The 21,681-nt window shown below is 45.4% G+C and carries 9 protein-coding genes; 3 read left to right on the plus strand and 6 right to left on the minus strand.

Annotated features, from left to right (window positions below):
- Window positions 1-186: 186 nt before the first annotated feature.
- Window positions 187-3,015, plus strand: a complete 2,829-nt coding sequence (locus AC6H1S_RS11380; RefSeq protein WP_497563680.1) for a lantibiotic dehydratase — start codon at window positions 187-189, stop codon at window positions 3,013-3,015.
- Here AC6H1S_RS11380 and AC6H1S_RS11385 read toward each other — a convergent pair.
- Window positions 2,948-4,069: a sensor histidine kinase gene (locus AC6H1S_RS11385; protein ID WP_497563681.1), complete on the minus strand. Its 1,122-nt coding sequence runs from the start codon at window positions 4,067-4,069 to the stop codon at window positions 2,948-2,950. The two genes, AC6H1S_RS11380 and AC6H1S_RS11385, sit on opposite strands and share 68 nt — an antisense overlap.
- Before the next feature lie 95 nt (window positions 4,070-4,164).
- Here AC6H1S_RS11385 and AC6H1S_RS11390 point away from each other — a divergent pair, with 95 nt between their 5' ends.
- On the plus strand, window positions 4,165-4,314 hold the full coding sequence (locus AC6H1S_RS11390; RefSeq protein WP_199141633.1) for a hypothetical protein: 150 nt from the start codon (window positions 4,165-4,167) through the stop codon (window positions 4,312-4,314).
- Between the two features lie 15 nt (window positions 4,315-4,329).
- Here the strand turns inward: AC6H1S_RS11390 and AC6H1S_RS11395 are convergent, their stop codons facing one another.
- Together AC6H1S_RS11395 and AC6H1S_RS11400 are read right to left on the minus strand one after the other, a co-directional pair.
- Window positions 4,330-5,064: a LytR/AlgR family response regulator transcription factor gene (locus AC6H1S_RS11395; protein ID WP_497563682.1), complete on the minus strand. Its 735-nt coding sequence runs from the start codon at window positions 5,062-5,064 to the stop codon at window positions 4,330-4,332.
- Window positions 5,065-5,200: 136 nt separating this feature from the next.
- Window positions 5,201-5,479 carry a helix-turn-helix domain-containing protein gene (locus AC6H1S_RS11400; protein ID WP_497563683.1) on the minus strand — a complete coding sequence of 93 codons (279 nt, stop codon included), beginning with the start codon at window positions 5,477-5,479 and terminating at the stop codon, window positions 5,201-5,203.
- Window positions 5,480-5,858: 379 nt separating this feature from the next.
- On the opposite strand from AC6H1S_RS11400, the gene AC6H1S_RS11405 reads away from it, so the two are divergent.
- Window positions 5,859-8,405 (plus strand): hypothetical protein, encoded by a 2,547-nt coding sequence (locus tag AC6H1S_RS11405; RefSeq protein WP_199141381.1) that lies wholly within the window; start codon window positions 5,859-5,861, stop codon window positions 8,403-8,405.
- Window positions 8,406-8,472: 67 nt separating this feature from the next.
- On the opposite strand, the gene AC6H1S_RS11410 is transcribed toward AC6H1S_RS11405, so the two are convergent.
- Genes AC6H1S_RS11410 through AC6H1S_RS11420 form a run of 3 tightly spaced genes read right to left on the minus strand, consistent with a single transcriptional unit; the run spans window position 8,473 to window position 21,654 of the window.
- Window positions 8,473-10,473: an OmpA family protein gene (locus AC6H1S_RS11410; RefSeq protein ID WP_497563684.1), complete on the minus strand. Its 2,001-nt coding sequence runs from the start codon at window positions 10,471-10,473 to the stop codon at window positions 8,473-8,475.
- An 11-nt stretch (window positions 10,474-10,484) separates the two neighbouring features.
- Entirely contained in the window at window positions 10,485-11,480 is a 996-nt protein-coding gene (locus AC6H1S_RS11415; protein WP_497563685.1) for a PorP/SprF family type IX secretion system membrane protein, read from the minus strand.
- A 43-nt stretch (window positions 11,481-11,523) separates the two neighbouring features.
- On the minus strand, window positions 11,524-21,654 hold the full coding sequence (locus AC6H1S_RS11420) for an Ig-like domain-containing protein (RefSeq protein WP_497563686.1): 10,131 nt from the start codon (window positions 21,652-21,654) through the stop codon (window positions 11,524-11,526).
- Between the last annotated feature and the right edge of the window lie 27 nt (window positions 21,655-21,681).

Here is a 21,681-nt window from a genome sequence, read left to right on the forward strand (position 1 = left end):
CTATAGATCTATGTTTAGCAAGCTAAGGGCTAATCGTTTATATTTAACATTAATATTGTATCAGGGAATTTACAATTCCTTGCCATGATCCGATACAACCTTTTGTTATAACACGAGTCGCCCAATCTGCCCTTTACATCAGCCAACTATAGTAATTTTACCATTCAATAAAATGACTTAGCAATCATGAAAATTAGCCTTAGTGAATTTATCCTATGCCGCACCCCAGCGTTCGGAATAACAGACCGTCTTGAAGACAAATGGGAAGAACTGAAAGAAAAAATCAACGAATCTTCTCCAGATTTTCACCAAACCATTGCAGGCCTCGAAACAGACGAAATTGCCAAGCTTCCCGAAAAAGCTCGCTTTACCATTTGGAAATACTTTAATCGAGCTAAATATAGGGCCACTCCATTTGGAACATTTGCAACTGTTGTACCTATTCCGGTAGTAAAGGCGCCAACACAACCTATCCAAATCAGCGAGGCCATTTACCCCCATTATTTTATCGATTGGAGCCAAAAAGAAATCTACAGCCAAAATGTAAAAAAGGCCTTTAAATATTCTAAATACTTTTTAAGTAATTCCTCATTCTATTTAATAGGCGAAGAAATCAGGTATGTCTGCTCTAAAAACCAGGGATTTGAACTGGCCGCCGTTGCGCGCATGCCCGAATTGGAAATACTGCTCGAACATTGCCGCCATCCCACACCGCTCCATAGCCTCCACGAGCTGATGTGGCAGCAATTTGAAATGGACAAGGGCAACACCAACCAGTTATTGATGCAACTGATCGACCTGCAACTGATCTGCACCGATGCCTTTCCGAATATTACTGGCGAAGATTATTTTGCCAGGATAAACCAACAGGCAAAATGTTTGCCCAGCGACTACATCATTGCCGAACGCAAGCTCCTCAATGGAGCCTTTGAGCAACAATACCTTAAACAGCTTCCAGAGCTCATCGGTTTTCTTACACAACACTTTCAACCAGCTATCAACTGCGATTTAAACGATTTTAAACAGGCTTTCCTTAAAAAATTTGAACAAAAAGAAGTCAGCTTAGCCGTAGCCATGGACCCCGAAATCGGCATAGGCTACAGCCAGCTCGAACAGCAGCGTCAGCAAGACAAACTGATTGCCAACATTAAGGAGGGCCAGCAAAAAGGCAGCAGCGCCTTACAGATTGCCTATGGCCCCCTGCAGCATTTTTTACTGAACCAGATGATGAGCAAGGAACCCATCCAGTTGGAGAATTTTAAGGAAAACACCCCAACAAGTGCCCTGCAATTGTCTAATTCTTTCAGTTTGATTTTTCATCTTTTTAAGGGCAGTCCGGTAATCAACCAGATTGGGGGCTGTACCGCAAATGCACTGTTAGGCCGTTTTACGTTGGCGAACAAACCAATAGAAAAGTATGGCCGACAACTGGCACAGCTTGAAAAAGAGGCTAATCCCGATGTGCTTTTTTTTGACCTGGCTTATCAAGCCGAACAACGCGTAGACAATGTAAACCGTCGCAAAATGTTGTACGACCACGAACTGCCTATATTAACCTGGCCTGCAAGCGCAAAGCCTTTAGACCTTAACGACATCTTGGTTTCTATTTGTGGCCAGGAAATCGTACTGCGCTCAAAACGGCTCAATAAAAGATTAATCCCGAGAATACCCTCTGCCTACAACTACAGTCGTTCTGACCTTTCTGCCTACCGTTTATTATGCGATTTGCAATACCAAGGCCTATATGGCAACCTAAATTTTAAGCTACAGGATTTCTTTCCGCATTTGGCCCATTATCCGCGGGTAAGTTTCAAAGACATCATTCTTTCGCCGGCAAGCTGGTTGGTACCGACAGTTTTTTTTAAGGAGAAGCAAACAACGGTTGCTTTAAAGCAGCTCAAAGACTGGCTTGGCACAAACCAGATCGATAGCATTTTTAAGGCCGGCACCAGCGACAATATTTTATGCTTCGACCCGGCAAACGACGGAGACTTGCAGGCATTTATATTGTACGGCAAACAATGTTGCCAGCAGGAAATTTACATTCAGGAGGGTTTAATTGACAACACATCGGTGGTACGCAGCGAAACAGGCAAAGCATTACTGCCCCAGTTTATTGCCAGCGTTACGCATAAGGAAACCATTTACAGGCCTTACGCAAACATCGGAAAGGCACGCCCCAACGAAACCCAGGCACCCGTGTTGGAGTTGCCTGGCGGAGAATGGCTTTACTTTGAGCTCTACCTCCACCCGAGCCGAAGCAATATGGTTTTGCAGCATGTTATCCGACCGTTCTTAAAAAACAACCGGCAACAGTTCAGAAAATGGTTTTTCATCAGGTACAACGAGCCTAGTTCGCATCTTCGCTTTAGGCTACATCTGTACAAAAAAGCCGATGCCTATGTGATATTGAATGAATTTAGGGAACTTATTGCCAAGGAAGTAGCGCTCGGGCTGATCCAGGATTACAAAATCAGGACCTACTACAAGGAAACCGAGCGCTATGGCGCAGCCAGGATGGATCTGGTAGAGCAATATTTTTGTGCCGACAGCCACTACATCCTCTATTTAACCGGCAAAAGCGAGGATAACGAAAAGCTATACCTGGCTACGCTTTCCCTTTTATTGGAACTTTATGAACAGGCCATCCCAAATATCAGCGACCAGCTTGCCTTTGCCAAGGAAATAGCCCAGAATTTTGCATTGGAAATGAACATCGACATTGATAATTTTAAACGCATCAACAGCGAGTTTAACGATTTTAAGAAAAGAACCGCAGCATTAAAAATGCCTTTGCCCAAGTTGGCCAAACAAGCGCTGCTTAAACATTTTAAAATGCTGATGCGCAGCTGCAAAGACGAAACAGACAAGAAGCGTTTGCTTACCGACCTGATCCACATGCACGTCAATCGGCTTTTTATCAGCGATCAGCGGGTACACGAAACCATTATTTATCATTACCTGCTAAGGGCCTTGCAGACGAAGCAGGCACTTGCAGCTTTACCAGTGGAATAAGCAACCTCACTACAAAATGGTTTTGGTCTTCTATGCCATAGCTAAAATCAACATCTTCGCCATAAGCATATTGTAAACGTTGCTTAATGTTGAGCAGGCCTGAATTATTACTGTGGCTACTTGGTTTCGGATTGATCAGGTTGTTTGTTTCGAGGTAAAAAACATCTTCTACCACAGCTACATTAAGCTGCGCCTGATGGGCCTCATCGCTCAAATCGCCATGTTTAAAGATGTTCTCGACGAGGGTTAGCAGCACTAATGGAATGAGATGCAGCTTTTTAACCTCTTCGGTATAGGAAAACTCGAGATTGAGCGGCTTGTCTTTCCTCACCTGATTTAGATAGAGCAGGTTTTCTACCTGTTCTATTTCTTCGCCCAAGCGAACATCTACCTGTTCCGAATCGATGGCATAGCGCATCATCTGTGCCAGCCTGATGATCGCATCACCGGCAATCGGAGAGTGCGCATTCACGTTATGGTAAACAAAATCAAGCGTATTGAACAAAAAGTGCGGATTGATCTGCGCTTTTAAAAAAGCATTTTGCGCCTGCACCAGGTCTTGCGTAATGCGTTGTTGCAAGATGATGTTGTTTAGTCGCTCTCTTTCCAGTTCTTCCGTTTTCTTGCGCTCCTTTAAATAGGTTTTGATGTAATAATAGCCAGTGGCAAAGCCCATAAAATAAATACCCCGATAAAAATTCTTGAGCAGAAAGATAGAATCGAGTTTATAGGGCCCCTTCCATTTGATAATCTTGATCAGGATCAAAAATTCATCGGCCCAATAGTGCAAAAGCACATAAATGCACAGCTGTACCACCACAATAACAGGTAGTTTCCATATCGCATTTAGGCGGTCTTTGGTACTCCAAGGCATGGCCCAATCGGCATGTATATAAAAGAAAAGGATATTGATAGCATAATGCAGGATGTAGGTAACGGGATTGGAGAAGTTGTAGAGGATGCCGATGATAATGGCTTCGTAAAAAATAAACAGCACCCAAACCAGGATGTGGACTCTGTTTGCGGCAAACCAGTTTAGCTTAGTTTTTTCCATATTTTATACCTTTTTGTATAGGATATTATCCTTTCTATATAAGATTCTTTTTGAGCACAGAACAGTAGGCTAGTTTCAATAAAAATTTAAACATCATGAAACGCAAAGCACTAAAAATCAGCTCAAATACCTTGTTTGTTTACAAATCTGTTAAAGCTGCCACGGGCAGGGGCACTACTGTTGATACCGACCCTACTACTTCTATGACCGCCACAAGCTCTTTAACGGGAATTTTCCAAAAATAAAGTTGATTGGCGGGATTAGCTTTTCTTTCCCGCCTTGATCAATCTTATGTTGATAAAGTCGGTAAATTCCTTGCGGTAATGGTCGCCAACCGTAATCTGAATACCATTGATCATTTTGATGGTATTCCCATCGATGCTTTCCATGTGGTCTTTTCTCACGATAAAGCTTCTGTGCAGTTGGATAAAATCATCGTTGCTGTTCAATATTTTGGCCATTTCTGTCAATGACATGTAAGTTAATATGTTTTTGGCAGCGGTATGGATCATCACATAGTTGAGCTTGCTTTCTACGGCAATGACGTCTTTGTACTTGATTTTGATGATTTTGGGGCTTTCTTCCTTGCTTTTCACAAAAAAGAAATCCGCTCTTTCCAAAACGGCATCGCCTTGGTTTTCGCTGGGGAATAATTTGTTAATCGTAATTACAAATTTGCCCAGTGTATAAGGCTTCAATAAAAAGGCGTCTGCGTCGGCCTCAAAAGCATCGTAGGCATACTTGGTATGTGCAGTTGTAAAGATCAGCTTGTTTGTTTTGCTCCTGATGGCCTTAGAAAGTTCGATGCCGGTAATTTTGGGCATATCAACGTCCATGAGAATCAGGTCTACAGCTTCGCCTTCTGTAATGGATTTCAAGGCTTTTAACGGGTCGGTATAGCTTTGGATCAACGTAAGTTCGGGCACCGAATCGATGTATTTTTTCAGTCCGTCTATCGCATGTTGCTCATCGTCAATTATAATGCACTTGTACATCTTTAGTTTATAATCCCCCTAAATATGTACAAAATAGCTGTATTATACAACTTTTATTTATTTCTTATCAGTTAAAATGACCGACTGATATAGCAAAAACAAGGGCCCGTATAAGCACGTGGGAAAGGTGTTAGGCCTATGAGCGCTTAAAGGAAATATCGGGGTCGATATCGGCCAGCATGGTATCCAGGTCTTCTATCGGGCGACACGAATCGATAAGCTTAACCAAATCAACCATATCGAAATTATAAAGAGATGATAGGGCAAAAAGCTTCGATAAAGGCGTTTCTACCAGATTTCTCTCATACCTGATATAGGTTGGCCTGCTTACAAATAAATAATTTGCAACCTCTTGTTGGTTGAGATTTTGCTGTTTTCTCAGTTTCTTTAAGATTTGGCCAAGTTGAAGATTCATAACACAGTAAATTTGAGATGGAATTTATTGTTCAATATTGCAAATCGGCTTTATTTTTAATGCTTTCTTATACGAACAGGGCTAATTTCGGGACAGAAAGGCTTTATTTCAGGATTAAATTTTTTCAAAGGATCATTTTTTTGACAAAATGCTTTTCCAAGCCACAGGGCCATTCTTTTCATTCATGATGTTCATTTTTTTTACACAAAAATTTAATTCAGAATTAAAAAATCGTTCTGGTCGCTCATTAAAACACTGAAAATCTGTTCATTGTCCACATACGCCTCAAAAACGCCGTTTTCTTTGTTCATTTTCGGATTTAATTTTTGCATTTTATAGTGGTATATTAGTGGTAAAGCTCAAAATAACGTATCTCCTTATGCCAAATCCCCTATTCTTGCAAGAATTAAAACGGCTTATCCTCATCAAAACGAACATCAAGGTCATTAGTCCTTCAGATTGCAGGATTATTTCCAGTTCTGTTCAGAAAGAACTCAAAAAGAACATTAGCGAAACCACCATCAAACGGCTCTTTGGCTTTGCCGAAATCAAACACGAATTTTCAAAGTTTACCATCAATACCCTGATGGAATATGTAGGTATGGCCGATGAGCATAACATCGGCAAAAAGTCACTCGATATAGAACAGGTACCCGAAGATGCCTTCGAACAATTGCGGGCCAGGGCGCAACGCATTACCTACTTTACCCTGCAGAACATCCGAAACAGGTGCAGCGTTCCCTACGAAATGACCATTGCGCGCAAGTTTGCCAAGCACGACCTCATGTTCTTCCACTCGAGCAAGTACAGTTATACATCCTTTATTTCGCAGCCTGGCTATGGAAAAAGCATTTTGCTGAGCCATTTGGTGCAGCAGATGTTTATAGACGAGGAGGCTCCCTTTAAAAAGGATATTGTGCTTTTTTTAAATGCAGACTACCTGTTTAACAAAGAGCTGGAAGAACTAAGTCTCGAAGAACGCATCAAAACCAGGATTGGTTTGCACCAACACACCGACCTTATTGCCTATTTTAACGACCAATGGCTTAAACATGGCCAAAAATTCATCATTATTCTCGACGGTTTTTCTGAACTGGTCATCAACAAAACCACCAAGCAAAAGGTATTTGAAAGCATCATCAGCTTGGTCACCAATATCGATCAACACGAGAGCATCAAACTGATACTGGGCATGCGTTCTACCACCTGGAACCGTTTTTACGATAAGATACGTTATTCTTATTTCCTGAAAAGCAAATGGTTTCCGGGCAATTATTTCAATCTCAACGACAGTTCAAATGTTCCGCCACTAACTGAAATAGAGGTTGAACAGATTTTCCAGAAAATGAGCCCGCTCGGTTTTACCAAGATCAGCGACAGCCTGAAGGCCCAGCTTAAATTTCCGTTCCAGATCCAATGGTACTACCAGCTTAAGGAAGAATACCCCGCTTTCGATTCGTATACCAATATTATCCACTACGAAATCATTGCCCGTTTTATCCAAGAAAAAATCTACAATTCGACCTATGCCACCGAAAAGGTGCTTTTCTGCAAAAAGATCATCCATTTAACCAATTATGGGCGTCGAGGCTACTCGGTAACCAAAACCGACCTGATTAAGGAGCTGCCTGTGTTTAAGAATGCCTACATGGAGCTGCTTACCGATGGCATATTAATGGAGGAAAAACATGTGAAGAGCGGCTTCCCATCGGAATTTGTACGCTTTATACAGCCACACGTATTCGAGTATTTCTTATTCACCGAACTGTACGAACTGTTTAACCAGCAAATGGACGACCGTTTCTTCGAACTGGTGCATCAGGAGTATGTGGGCAATCATGTGCGGTTTCAGCTTTTGCAATGGTCGGTAAGGCTGTTGGTACGCCTCCACAAGTTTCGAGAAATCAATGCCGTGCTCAACCTTAAGCTGAACAACTACGAAAAGAACTACCTCATTTACTTTATTGCCGAAAACCTCAATTACAGAAACAAGAAGGACCCGAACCTATTGCAGCAGATCAAAGAACAGCAGCTGCACAAATTGCTGATGAAGCAGTTTATCCATTTTGATTTTATCGATTCGTACTACAAGGACGCGGTTAAATGCCTGATAGATGTAGCCGACAGCGAAGAAACCGCCCTTTATTACCACGCCATTCTGGCTATTTTCGATTGCCTGAGCCTGAACCAGGCCAAAATACTGAAGCGACTCGAAAAAATGGAGAGCCTGAAATGCGAAGCGAAAAACTGGGATATCAATCCCTACGAAACCGTTAAACTTATTTACCTACGCATTAAAGATGTTGCCATTGCCGAAAATCAAACCTTGCAAAAGATAGAAGACTTTAAATATGGCAGCAAAATAAACGGCATCAGGAACAAGGAGCTGCCCGACATGCGACAGGTAATCAGCTACTTGCTGATCTTTCTGCTCAACCTGTTTTATGGTTCGCCATTAGAGGCGACAAAAATCATATCGGCTATTCTGCGGCAACATCCAAAGCTGATGAAAACGCGTAAATTTTTCTCCATTTACTTGCTCAACCTGATGGCCCAGGCTTGCGCAAGGACGAATCCTAGCAAAAAGACAGACCAAATGGAGAAAATACTGACACAGCTGTACGCCGACGAATCGAGGGTAAACCCTACGCTGTATGCACAGTCGGTATTTTTGTCGCTAAAGGCCGAGCAGAGCAAAAACAGAAAGGATTATGCCACGGCGTTACAATATGCGCACGAATGCATTAAAATCTACAAACGCAACGACCTGGCTATCAACGAACTGTTTACCTACAACCTCATCATCGGCATTTACAAAGAACTTAAAGACGACGAAAAAGTAGAGGAATACAGCTACCACAAGCTTAACCTGCTCGACAGCAAACAGGTAAACGTGCCGGTATTCAAGTCAACCTCTTTCATCTAGCCATTAATTTTTTAGCCATAAAAAAAGGAGATTTGCACCTCCTTTTCTATTTATTACTATCAACTAACTATTTCTTGGTTACCTTAAACTCGGTACGCCTGTTGAGCGCCCTGCCCTCGGGATTGTCTTTGCCATCGGGCAATTTATTAGGGGCCACCGGCATGCTAAAGCCATAGCCCTTGCTTGTCATCCGTTCTGGCGCTATGCCCCGGCTCACCAAATAATCGACACACGATTTGGCCCTGCGGTTAGACAAGTCGAGGTTATAGGCTTCTGTTCCGATATTGTCTGTATGCGCACCCAATTCGATTTCGATGTTCTTGTTGTCTACCATCAGATCGTACAAATAGTTAAGCGTAACCTTTGACGAATCGGTCAGTTCGGCGCTATCGAATTCATAAAAAATATTATTCAGCACAATAGGCTTGTTCACCTTGAATGGTGTTAGGCAGAGTTCGGTACTCTTTAATGTATCAACACTGGCCAGTTGCTCATAACCATAGCTGATGTTTTTGGCAAAATAACTGTCTTTTACCGCATTGACCTGAAAGCCGCGGTTAGAGCCGATTCCAAATCTGTACATGCCATTTTGATCGGAAGTGGTGGTTTGCTCGGTAAAATCGGCACCGGTAATGGTTACGGTAGCACCTGCCAATGGTTTTAAGGTGGCGCAATCAATGAGCTTGCCACTGATGGTTAGGGTTTCTCTCCTGATTTTGAAGATCTCCAGACAGCACAACGATTCGCGATCAGAACTGATATAGCCTTCTTTGTCTTCGTCGTCTGTAGGCGTAAAGTACATATCATCTTTGGCCGAGTTAAAAGGATAGCCCATATTCTTTGGCGTGGTCCAATCGGCAAAATCGCCTTCTGATTCATAAAAATCAAATCCGCCTATGCCAACGCGACCATTACTGCTGAAAAGCAGTTTGCGGGTTTTAGGGTTATAATAGGGTGCCTCCTCATCTTCCTTGGTATTGATTTTATCGCCCATGTTCATGGCATTGCCAGTAGTGCCGTCGGGCCTGATAATGGCGTACCACAAATCGTACTTGCCTAAACCTCCTGGCCTATCTGAAGCAAAAATGAGGTATTTGCCATCTTTAGTAATGTAGGGTTGCATAGAATTGAAGCCATTCACATTGATTTCGCCCCCCAAAGCCACCGGATCAGACCATTGGTTGTTAGCCATGCGGCTAGATACGTAAATGCTGCGTTTTTTGTCTTCTTTATTAATCCAGGCGGTAAAATACATGAAGCCCCCGTTCGGATGCAACGTAGGTGCCGCCACTTCCATTTGCTTTACGTTAACGCCTACCCGACTTACTTCGGCATCTGGGCTTTCCGGCTTGGCTGAGGTTGCATAAATGGCATTGATGTATGGATTATCCTTTCTCACTACCCTGCTGGTACCTCCAGACAACACCTCATTCTTGCCATTGGCTCGTACCGGCCTCGACGAAGTGAAATAAAAAGTCTGGTTGCCAACCGCCGGCGCATAGTTAGAACCGGCAGTATTTACTTCGGCTGGCAGCCTTGTTAGTTTGAAGAGCCTGGGATATTTGATTTCGTTCAGTGCAAACCTGCACGACTCGATTTCTGCCCTTGCTTTTTCCTTGTAGCCATCGTTTACGTTGTATTTGTTCAGGAAAGCGGTAAAAGCGGTAATGGCTTCGTCAAACTTAAAGTTGGCCCGCAAACATTCGGCATACCAATAACCGCTCAACGCGTATTTGGGATTGCTGAAACCGTTGGCAATCACATACCATTTTTCGGCATCCTTAAAGTTTTTGTACAACCTGAGCGAAGTGGCCAGCTGAAATACGGCATATTCGTAATCATCTTTGCGGGGACTTTCTTCCTGAATCCGCTTTTCGAAGCCATAAGGCACCACGAAACCAGCACTGTCTGGCGATATCTGCAGCGCCCGCTTATAATATTCTGAGGCCGCATAATATTCTTTGTTGATGAAGTAGACGTCGGCTACCCTCTTGTTATCTGTTGTAATCTGGGCCTGGGCAAATGAAAGGCCGCAACACAGGATCAAAATTGTTTTTAAATAGCGCATATCTCAAAAAATTAAAGTCGTGGACAGAAGAAATTAGGGCCAACAATGCCTTTCCTGCTGGTAAACGATACAGAAAGTTCCAATCCGCCCCTGGCGCCTGTTGCCTTGTTGAGGCTCGAGGTATTGAAATCATAGCTGACCCCGATAACCATGCTTTTAAAATGGACTCCTAAAAAAGCAATGGCAGAATCGTCAACGCGATAGTTCGAGCCGAACAAAATATCTGATTCTGCGTTGAGCATCATCTGTGCATAGGCCCCGGCCGCGATTTCACGGGCATTGCCTTGCTTCAGGTAGATGAAATTGGGCGTGATATCCAACATGTTGTTTACCTGGATGCGCGCGCCGCCGTGTCCAGTAAAGCGCATGGGCAGTCGCGGGTTGTCGCCGGCGATGAATTTGTCTTTGGGCCTGGTGAGGTGCGATACACTGGCGCCGGCGAAAACATTTACTTTTTTATTGGTGCTGCCATCAAAAAACATGATACCGGCATTGATATCTGGTGCAACATAGCTCGACGAAGAAATATCGTCGGAGATAGACATGCTCGGATCGTAACCCAATATAGGATTGTATTGGCTGCCTGTGGTGATTTTAGAAATATCGAGGCTCTTGCTGATGATACCGGCCTGCATACCGAAATTGATGATCTGCTCGCCACTTTGGCCGAAGCGGATGCGATAGGCGGCCGAAGCCAGGGCACTCAGTTGGTTATAGCCAATATCGCCTGCTCTTTGGTTAATGACAATACCGCCCAGCGACAGGTTTTTAACGGGAGCCATATCAAAAGAGGCACCGGCAGTGAGGTAGCCGTTTCTTAATGCATCCCATTGTTGCTTGGCATTTACATTTACCCGGTAATCGCCATCGGTAACCCCGGTTAGGGCCGGGTTAAGCCAAAGCGGATTAGCATAATATTGCGAAAAATGTGGATCTATCTGTGCTTGTGCTTGCTGTACTCCAAAACTTAGTCCGAATGCCAGCATTACTATTCTTAAGTATTTCATGTGTTTCTTGTTAGGTAAAACCATTTCACAATTTTGTTTAATGCTATCTGAGCAATGTTATCGTTCCTTTATAAGACTTGGTGCTACCATCGGCAAAGGTTACCGCGATAGTATACACATAAACTCCGTTTGGCTGCATAGTGCCGTTAAACCTTCCATCCCATCCGGTAGTGAGCGAGTTCGACTCGAACAGGAACTGTCCCCACTGGTTGTAGATTTTCATGTTGAACTTGCTCACCAGGTTGCCATAGGCATAGAAGATATCGTTCTTGCCATCGCCGTTTGGTGTAAAGGTGTTTGGTATGTAAAGCTCGTTGGCAAAAGGATTACTGGCCGTGCCGGTTACCGGTGCAGAGTTGGCACTGGTTTGGCAATCGATCTGTCCTTTGGCCCTAACCACAATGGTTACACTTTGTCCAGGTTGCAAGCCAACTACCTGATAAGTTGTACCGGTAGGTCCACCGGTTGGCGCAACCCAGGTATTGCCGTTATTGAGCGAAACTTCGTAGGCTGTAGCTCCTGTTACCGCGTTCCAGGCAAAAGTTACGCTATTGGCCGTAGTGCTTTCTACCCTAACTATCGGGATAGCCAATACTGGCAATACATTTACCGTAATGGCAGTACGCGAATTGCTTGCACAGCCGCCTGCTTTAGAAACGCTTTCTACATAATAGGTTGTAGTAGCATTTAAGGCCGGAGTGGTAAAGCTGTTTCCTTCGGCCAGCATGGTGCCGCCAGAGCTATTGGCATACCACCTGTAAACCAGATTGGCATCAGGATTATTCACGCTTAATATTGCTGTACTGCCTGAACATATCGGGTTGTTGTTGGCCGAAACGCTAACCGGGGCCGTTGGTACCGGCATGGCTATGATAGCTGCAGGCGCTCTGGTAGGAGAAATACAAGAGCCGGTGCTTGCTTCTACGTAGTAAGTTACATTAGCCGCAATAGCCGGTGTGGTGAAGCTAGCGCCACTACCAACTGCTGTTCCGCCCACCGCTGCGTTATACCAGGTATAGGTTACGCCACTTTGCGGATTGCTTACACTTAGTACGGTACTATTGCCTATACATACATTGACATTGTTGGTGGCCACTACCGGTGTGGTTGGCCTTGGCGTAACGGTTACGGTTACCTTAACCCTGCCGCTGGCATTGCCACAACCATTCGCGCTTACTGCCTGTACGTAATAATCGGTGGTGGTATTTAAAATCGAGATATTCAAGGTTGCACCCGTTCCAACCATTGTACCGCCTACAGCGGCATCGAACCATTGGTAGGTAGCTGCCGGATCGGCATTTTGTACGGTTAAGGTGGTTCCATCGCCGGCGCAAATACTTGTTCCAGTGTTAGATACTATTGGATTTACCGGGCGAGGGTTTACGGTAATAGCCACTACTTTTCCGTTTCCGGCTATATTTTCGCACTTGTTATCGCCTTTTACGGTTACATAGTAAGTGGTATTGGCCGTTAGTGCTGGTGTGGTAAACGAAGCCTGGTTAGAAACCACATTGGTTAAAGCGGCATCGCTGTACCAGGTAAATACCGGATTGATTACCGTAGTACTGCTTGCTGTAAGTGTAGTGGTATTGTTTTCGCAAATGGTATTTGTACCCGTTACCGAGATATCGGCAGGCGTTGCATTTGGCCTAACGGTTATGGTAATGGTTTTGGCATTTGCAGGGGTATTTTCGCATTTGTTGCTTCCTTTTACGGTGACATAATAAGTGGTGGTTGCACTTAATGTTGGCGTTACAAATACGGCACCTATTTGGGCTACGTTAGTTAACGAAGCATCGGTATACCAGGTAAATACCGGATTGGTTACGGTTAAGCTACTGGCTGTGATGGTAGCTGTACCAGTACCACAAATATTTACCATCGTTGGGTTCAGGTTGATATCCGCTGCAGTTGCTGCAGTATTAACCGTTACCGTTACCATTTTAGCAGTAGAAGTACTGTTTTCGCACTTGTTATCGCCTTTTACGGTTACAGAATAGGTTTTGGTAGCGGCCAGTGCTCCGGTAGTATACGAAGCGCCAACAAAAGCAACCGAAGTAAGGGCGGCATCGTTGTACCAGGTAAATACCGGATTGGTTACCGTAGTGGTACTAGCCACCAACGTAGCGGTACCATTTTGGCAAATAGTAGCGTTGTTGGCGGTAATATCCGATGCATCGGCAACCGGTTTCACCGTAATGGTGATGGCTTTGGCACTACCTGGACTATTGGCACAGCTGTTATCGCCTTTTACCGTTACATAGAACGTAGTGGTAGCACTTAGTGGCTGACTGGTAAATGATGGGCCAATGTAAATCAAATTGGTTAAGGCTGCATCGGCATACCAAGTAAATACCGGATTGGTTACCGTTGGACTGGTAGCCGTAAGAACTGCTGCAGATCCGTTGCACACCGTTGTATTTCCTGCAAGGATGATATCGGTCATTCCCGACAACGGATTTACCGTAACGGTAACTACCTTGGCATCAACGGCTTTGTTTTCGCATTTATTATCGCCTTTTACCGTTACATAGAACGTAGTGGTGCTGCTTAAAGATGGAATCAGGTAGGTTGGTCCTACAAATACCACAGCAGTTAACGAAGCATCGCTATACCAGGTAAATACCGGATTGGTTACCGTAAAACTTGAAGCCATGAGACTTACCGAATTTCCGGCACAGATGGTCATGTTGCTCAGGTTGATATCGGCCGCAGCAGCATATGGATTCACAGTAATGGTAACTGCTTTCGCATCGGCCACACCATTGGTACATTTATTATCGCCTTTAATTACTACATAATAAGTGGTGGTAGCAGTTAGTGGGGGCGTGGTAAAATCTGCGCCAACGTGGGCCACAGTGGTTAAGGCCGCATCGCTATACCAGGTAAATACCGGGTTAGTTACCGTAGTTGAGCTTGCATTGAGTGTAGTTGGACTACCTGAACAAACTTTGGTTGGTCCACTTACCAAGATATCGGCTGCAGTAGCCAACGGATTAACCGTAATGGTAATCACTTGGGCATCTGCCGGTTTATTTTCGCACTTGTTATCACCTTTTACGGTTACATAATAGGTGGTGTTGCCATTTAAAGGTGGGCTAACAAAATTAGCGCCTACATAGGCTACATCTGTTAAAGCTGCATTTTTATACCAGGTAAACACTGGATTGGTTACCGTAGTTGAACTTGCGTTCAACGAAACGGTCGAACCTGCACAAATGGTGCTTACACCTGCCAAATTAATGTCGGCAGCAGTAGCCGAAGGGTTAATGGTAATGGTTACCGTTTTGGCATCGGTTGGGGCATTAGCACATTTGTTGGTGCCACTTACGGTTACATAATAAGTGGTGGTAGCCGAAAGTGCCGGAGTAGTGAACGTAGCTTGTGTAGAAACCACGGTGGTTAAGGCCGCATCGCTGTACCAAATAAATGAAGGATTGGTTACCGTTGTTGAACTTGCCGTTAAAGTAGTGGTACCTGCACTGCAGATGTTGTTTACGCCACTCACCTGAATATCGGCAACAGTAGCAGATGGCTTAATCGTAACGGTGATTTTAGTACGGCTGGCGCTGGCGCAGCTATTGCCGTTTACGGCCTCTACAAAGAAATCGTAGGTACCCGCGGCCAAGTTGGTTGGCGTAGTGTAATTGCTATTGTTAAGCACCAACAGGTTACCGCTTGCATCGTACCAGTTAAAGGTTACCCCTGCTACAGCCTGTACGCCTAAGGTTACTGGCGAGTTGATACAGGTTGTGGTTGGATTTCCGGCAATTGGAGTTGGCGGTGCAGGTGGCGGCAAGATCGTAACCACTACTTTGGTAGGGGCACTCTCGCATCCGTTTACAAAGGCTTTTACATAGTAGTTGTAGGTTCCGGCAACCAATGAAGTTGGCGTATTGAAGGTAGTTCCATCGGCTTGATAGGTAGTTTCCAAATACCACCTGTACGTTACACCAGCTTGAGGATTTTTAACATTCAACATAGCTGCACTACCTTGGCAGGCACTGGCGGTGGCAACGGCTACTTGAGGCGCTACATTTATTCTTTGAGCGTAATTGAAGTTGATTGAGGTTAAGGCACCGATCAATCCTGAATTTAACCTTACTTCTACGCCATCAAACGCGGCGGTTGGTACATAGGTAAGGATAATGGCACTGTTATCGCTTAATAATTCGAGGTGGATAAGCGGGTTGTTCACCACCATTTCGTCGTTATTGCTGGTTGCTCCATTGTAGGTGGTTACGGTTAGCGTTGGTAAAACGGCCAACGATAATAATTTACCTGGCGAGGTCAATACCACTTTCAGGGTATCGCCTACTTTAGACAAGCCACCTGTAAAACCTACGCGTTGGTAAACCGAAGCACCCAAGGCACCTACCGGCATCAGCAATGAAGAACCAGTTTGTACATTGTTATCAACTGCCAAACCTGGATTTGAAACACCGGCCAATAAGGCTATGCCGGTAACGCCATCGGCAAGCTGTACCGTAGCTGCACCGCAAGGTGTAGGCTCTGTTCCATTAGGAATAACCGTTACCACAACCGATGCACGACCAGAAGCCGGGCATGGACCTGGAACGGTTGCTTCTACATAAAAAGTAGTTGTTGCAGTTAAAGGCGGGGTTACATAAGTAGCAGTGCTCGCCAATAAAGTGCCACCAACTGGTAGATCGTACCATCTAAAGGTTGCACCGGCAGTACTTGAACTAGCTGTTAAGATAGCTGGACTGTTTTGGGCAACAGTTACGGCCGCAGGAGTAACAATCGGCAAATCTACAGAGCCAACCGTAATGGTAGCCGAAGCCCGGGTTGCCGAAGCCAAGCCACAGGCATTTACCGCTTCTACCGAATAAGAAGTGTTGGCCACAACAGCATTAGCTGTAAAGCTTACCCCATCTTTGCCTGTCTGATAGGTACCTCCGGCATCATACCATTTGTAAGTAATGCCTGCAATTGGATTTTTAACTTGCAACAGTACATCGTTGCCTGCGCAAGTATTGACGTTGCTGGCTAAGAGCTCTGGAACCGAAGGAGCAGGTGTAGTTGTTACATTGACTGCTGTTTTATAGCTTACACAACCTGAGGCGCTACTGGCCGCTACAAAGTACCTGGTATCGGCAGTCAGGGCAGGCGTAGTAAAGCTTATGCCGTCTTTGCCGGTTTGATAAACGCCAGCTGCATCGTACCATTTATAGGTTAACCCTGCTTTCGGATTTTTTACGGTTAGCACGGCAGTTTGTGTTACGCAGGCGGTAACATTAGCAGCCATTACCTCTGGCGCCGCAATTACACGTTGTGCATAATTTACGTTCAATGAAGTTAGGGCACCCAGCACGCCTGAATTCAAGCTTACTTCTACCGCATCAAATTGGGCAGTTGGCACAAAGGTTAACAGGGCTTGGGTATTGCCACTTAGTAATTCTAAACTGATGAGCGGACTGTTGCTTGGCAACACATCGTTGTTGCTTACGCCTCCATTCAGGGTGGATACCTGAACCGTTCCCAGCACGCTTGCGGACAATAGCTTGCCTGGTGAGTTGATCAGTACGCGAACAGTATCTCCAATATTCGAAACACTTCCAAATGCTAGTCTTTGGTAAACCGAGGCACCCAGGGCACCCACCGGCATCAACAAGGTAGAACCGGTTTGCGTATCGTTGTCAATAGCCAAGCTAGGGTTAGAAACACCCGCCAATAAGGCCACGCCTGTTACACCATTGGTTTGACTGATGGCGCCTTCGCAAGGTACCGGATTGCTCGATCCGTTTCCATCAACAGTTACCGTTACCTGAATACGGCTTGCAGAGCTACATCCCGTAAGGGTATTGGTGCTTTCTACAAAGTAAGAAGTGGTAGCCGTTAGTGGTGGCGTTACAAAAGTTGCGCCGGTATAAACTGGTGCGGTAGCTGTAGCCGACGAATACCAGTTAAATATCACATTGGCTTCTGAAGAGCTTGCCGTAAGGATGGCCGTTTGTCCAGGACTGATGGTTGAAGAAGAAACCTGAACCTGAGGGGCCACCGGACGCGGATTAACCGTTACCGTAACTGCACCACGGGTAGCGCTTACACATCCCGACAAGGCGGCTTCTACGTAATAAGTTTTGGTGGCTGTTAAAGCCGGCGTGGTAAAATTAGCACCGCTGAATACCGGAGTTCCGCCAGCAGCTGTTTCATACCAATTATAAGTAAGGGTTGGATCAGGATTGGTTACGGCTAGTACCGTAGTAGAACCCTCGCAACTTGCAGGCACAGTAGCGACAACAGGCACCGCCAATACAGGTACTACATTTACAGTTACCGGCACGCGCTCGGCATTGGCACAGCCTGCTTTACTTACTTCAATATAATAAGTTGTAGTAGTGGCCAGAGCCGGGGTGGTAAAACTGTTTCCATTGCCCACTACGCTGCCACCCACAGCGGCATCGTACCAGGTTAAGGTAGTGCCTCCATTAGGCGTAGCATTTAAGGTAGTAGTGCTTCCGGCACAGATATTCAGGCCCGAAGTGGCTACGGTTGGTTTAGGGTAAATGATTTCAGCGCCATAAATATCAAGGCTGCTTAAAGCGGCCACGGTTGCACCAAACCTCACTTCTACCCTGTCATAAGGTTGTCCGGCGGCAAAAGTCGCTTTAAAGCGATTGCCTGCCAATAGTTTCAAATCTATCAGGGCCGAATTCAGTTGGTAGCTGGTCACTACGCTCGAACCATTCATGACGTTAATGGTAATTCCGCTCAGCACCGATAAATCCAATAGACCAGTTGGCGTTGCCAAGTCTAAACGGACGCTATCGGTAGACAAACCAACATTAGGGAAAATCAATCTCTGATAGCCCGTTGCGCCTACCCCAACTGCCAAGGTTATCCTGGTATAATTGGTGAGGTCGGCATCGGTAGAATTTCCCGGGCCACTGATATTGCACAATACGCAAATACCGATAATCCCACTGTTTTGACTGGTAGCCGCGTTACAGTTCGGATTAACCGGCCCATTTAATACGGTTACCACCACCGGTGTACGGCTGGCACTTACGCAACCCGTATTGTTACTGGTTTCGGCATAGAAAGTAGTCGTCGCAGTTAATGCTGGTGTAGTAAAGCTTGGCCCTGTGCCTAATGCAGTGCCACCAGTAGCTACGTTGTACCATTTAATCACATCGCCATTGTCGGCTGTAGCTTGCAATACGGTAGTTTGGCCACTGTTCACCACCTGATTATTGGTCGTCACCACTGGCGCAGCTGGTGCCGGGTTAATGGTTACCGTAACTGCAGTACGTGCACTAACCGCTGTTCCTGAAACCGCTTCTACATAAAAAGTAGTGGTACTGGTTAAGGTTCCGGTATTGAATACACCCGCATTGTTGGTTGCCAATGGCGTATTTCCGGTCGGTCCGTACCAATTATAGGTTACGCCAGCCTGCAAGTTGCTTACGCTTAATGAGGTTGCACTGCCACTACAGATGACAGCACTGGCTACTACAGGCTGATTGACACCAACGGTAATGGTATAATCTGTATTTACCTTATTGCCATTTGCATCAGTAGCAGTTAACGATAAAGTATAGGTTCCGCCTTGTGTTGGCGTTCCCGTAATTTCTCTTGTTGTGGTATTAAAGCTTAAACCCGGAGGCAAATTGGTAGCAACATAAGTATAAGGAGCGGTGCCACCACTTACCGCTGGCAGGGTCTGGGTTGGATAAGTCGCCCCAACCGTACCATTAGCCAAAGTAGCCGTAGGTAACGACAAAGCACCTATTACTTTTACCGGATAGGTATTGGTAGCCGTTTTTCCCGTGCCATCAGTTACGGTTACGCCGATATTGTAATTACCCGATTGGGTTGGCGTTCCAGTAATTTGTCTGGTTGCCGGATTGAAGCTCAATCCCGGAGGCAAGTTGCTGGCCACATAAGTATACGGACCTGTACCACCAGTAGCGGCCGGAATTGTTTCTGTAGGATAAGCAATACCTACATTTCCGTCGGCCAAGGTTTTGGCAGGCATTACCAGCGGATCAACCACTTTAATGGTATAGTTAGCCGTAGCCGTTTTCCCATCGGCATCGCTAGCATTTAAAGTTAGCGTATAAGTTCCAGCCGTTGTAGGCGTTCCGGTGATTTCCCTAGTGGTTGGATTAAAATTCAATCCCGGAGGCAGGTTGCTAACTGAATAGGTATAAGGTGTAGTACCTCCGGTTGCCGCCAGCAAAATCTGGGTTGGATAAGGCGTGCCTACTGTTCCGTCAGAAAGTGCGGTGGTAGCCAGCACCAACGGATCTTTCACCACAACTGTATAATTGGTAGCCGTGGTATTGCCATCGGCATCGGTTACATTAACGCCAACTACAAAAGTGCCCGATTGGGTTGGCGTTCCGGTGATTTCCCTGGTGGCTGGGTTAAAACTTAAACCCGGAGGCAAATTAGTGGCTGCATAAGTATAAGGCGTGCTTCCTCCAGTAGCCAACGGAATTACTTGTGTAGGATATAATGTCCCAACAGTACCATTAGGCAAACTCGCCCCTGGCAAAACCAAAGTTGGTGTTATTTTTAAGGTGTAAGCCACCGTAGCTGTACAGCCTTTGCTGTCGGTTGCCGTAATATTAAAATTAAAAGTACCGGCAGCAGTTGGCGTACCCCCTATTTGTCCGCTGGCCGATAACATCAAACCTGCAGGCAGGCTGCTTCCCGCTGCCAACGCATAGGTAAAAGCGGGTGTACCGCCGCTGGCCGCCGTAATTTGTTTAGAATAGGCCGAACCAATCGTTCCATTGGCCAAGGTAGTAGTGGCAAAAGTAATTTGCGGATTTACCGTAACCACAATTGGCACCCTTACCGATTCATCTGTACAGCCAATCCTCCTGGCTGCCACGTAATAAGTTTTATTGGCTGTTAAAGCCGGAGTGGTAAAAGTTGCACTGGTAGCCAATGCACTGCCCCCATCGGCTACATCGTACCAGCGAAGCTCGTTATTAGCACCTGTGGTTGCGCCCAGAACGGCTGTACCGTTGTAGCAGGCATTCACCGCATTAGATTGCGGTGCCGTAAACGTTGGCCTTGGTGCGGTACTGGTTATGCCATACAAGTTAATGGTTTGGGTTAAGCCTACATTAAGCAGGGAATTGAGCGTTATTTTTACACGGTCGAAAGCCAGACCGGGCGAAAATGGAATATTGGTTACCTGACCAGCATTGAGCAGCCCCAACAAATCGAGGCTCAATAAATTGTTCAGGTTGGTGGTATATACCTGCACATTCCCATTATAAGCCGTTACCTGGGTATTATTTAGCAATCCGGCACTCAACAAAGCTGGATTGACACGCATCCGGATATTAAACTCGTCGCCGGCCTGCGATGGAATAGCGAAATAAACGGTTTGACTGATAGAACCCGCAACCCCCAATGCGCCCAAACTGATTTCAGAAAAATTGGTCTGGTCGGCATCAATGGCAAATTGAGGATTGGTTACCCCCGCTTTGCCCAAGCCCAACAAATCAACTGTAAGGCCGCTGCCCTCGTAGCTGGTGGCAAATGCACTGGCACAACCAGTCGTACCCGAAGTATAAAAAGCATAATAAACTTTGGTACTATATGGCGAGCTTAACAATAAAGCATCTGTTCTATCTTTAAGGTATACCCTATCGTAGGTCTGGTTTGGCGTTATCGCCAAATAAAAAAAACCGTTCGCATCTTTGATCAGACGCAGATCGGCATTTCCAAACCCTGAGCTACTTAACCCAGAGACCACCGTATTTCCGGAAGAGTTTCGGGCCCCGACCTCAAAATAATGGTCGCCCAGCGCCACATTACCGACCACCGATGCCAGCGCACTGCCCAAATTGCCACCCAACAATACGTTGAGCAACGAGGCATCTCCGTCAATGCGCAAATAAGTAGTGGTGTTTGCCGGTATAGTTGAAGCAAACTGAAGCTCCAGCTCTCCGCTATACTTGCCCAAACCTAGCGCTGCACCACCATACGATTTAACCGTAGCGAAAGTATTGCTGCCATTTGTTGCATTTGTTGCATCGTCAACCTGGGCAGACTTTACAGTGGCAATTGTGGCATAAATTCTGGTCTGCGCATACGATTTGGAAAATAGCAGCGTTATAATGGTAATTTGAAGCAGAAAAGCGATCCATCTAATAGACCGAAGGTTAAAAGTAGATATCGATTTCATAAAATAGGGATTATATTGCGTTATTCT

The sequence above is a fragment of the Pedobacter sp. TM02 genome, assembly GCF_059705275.1.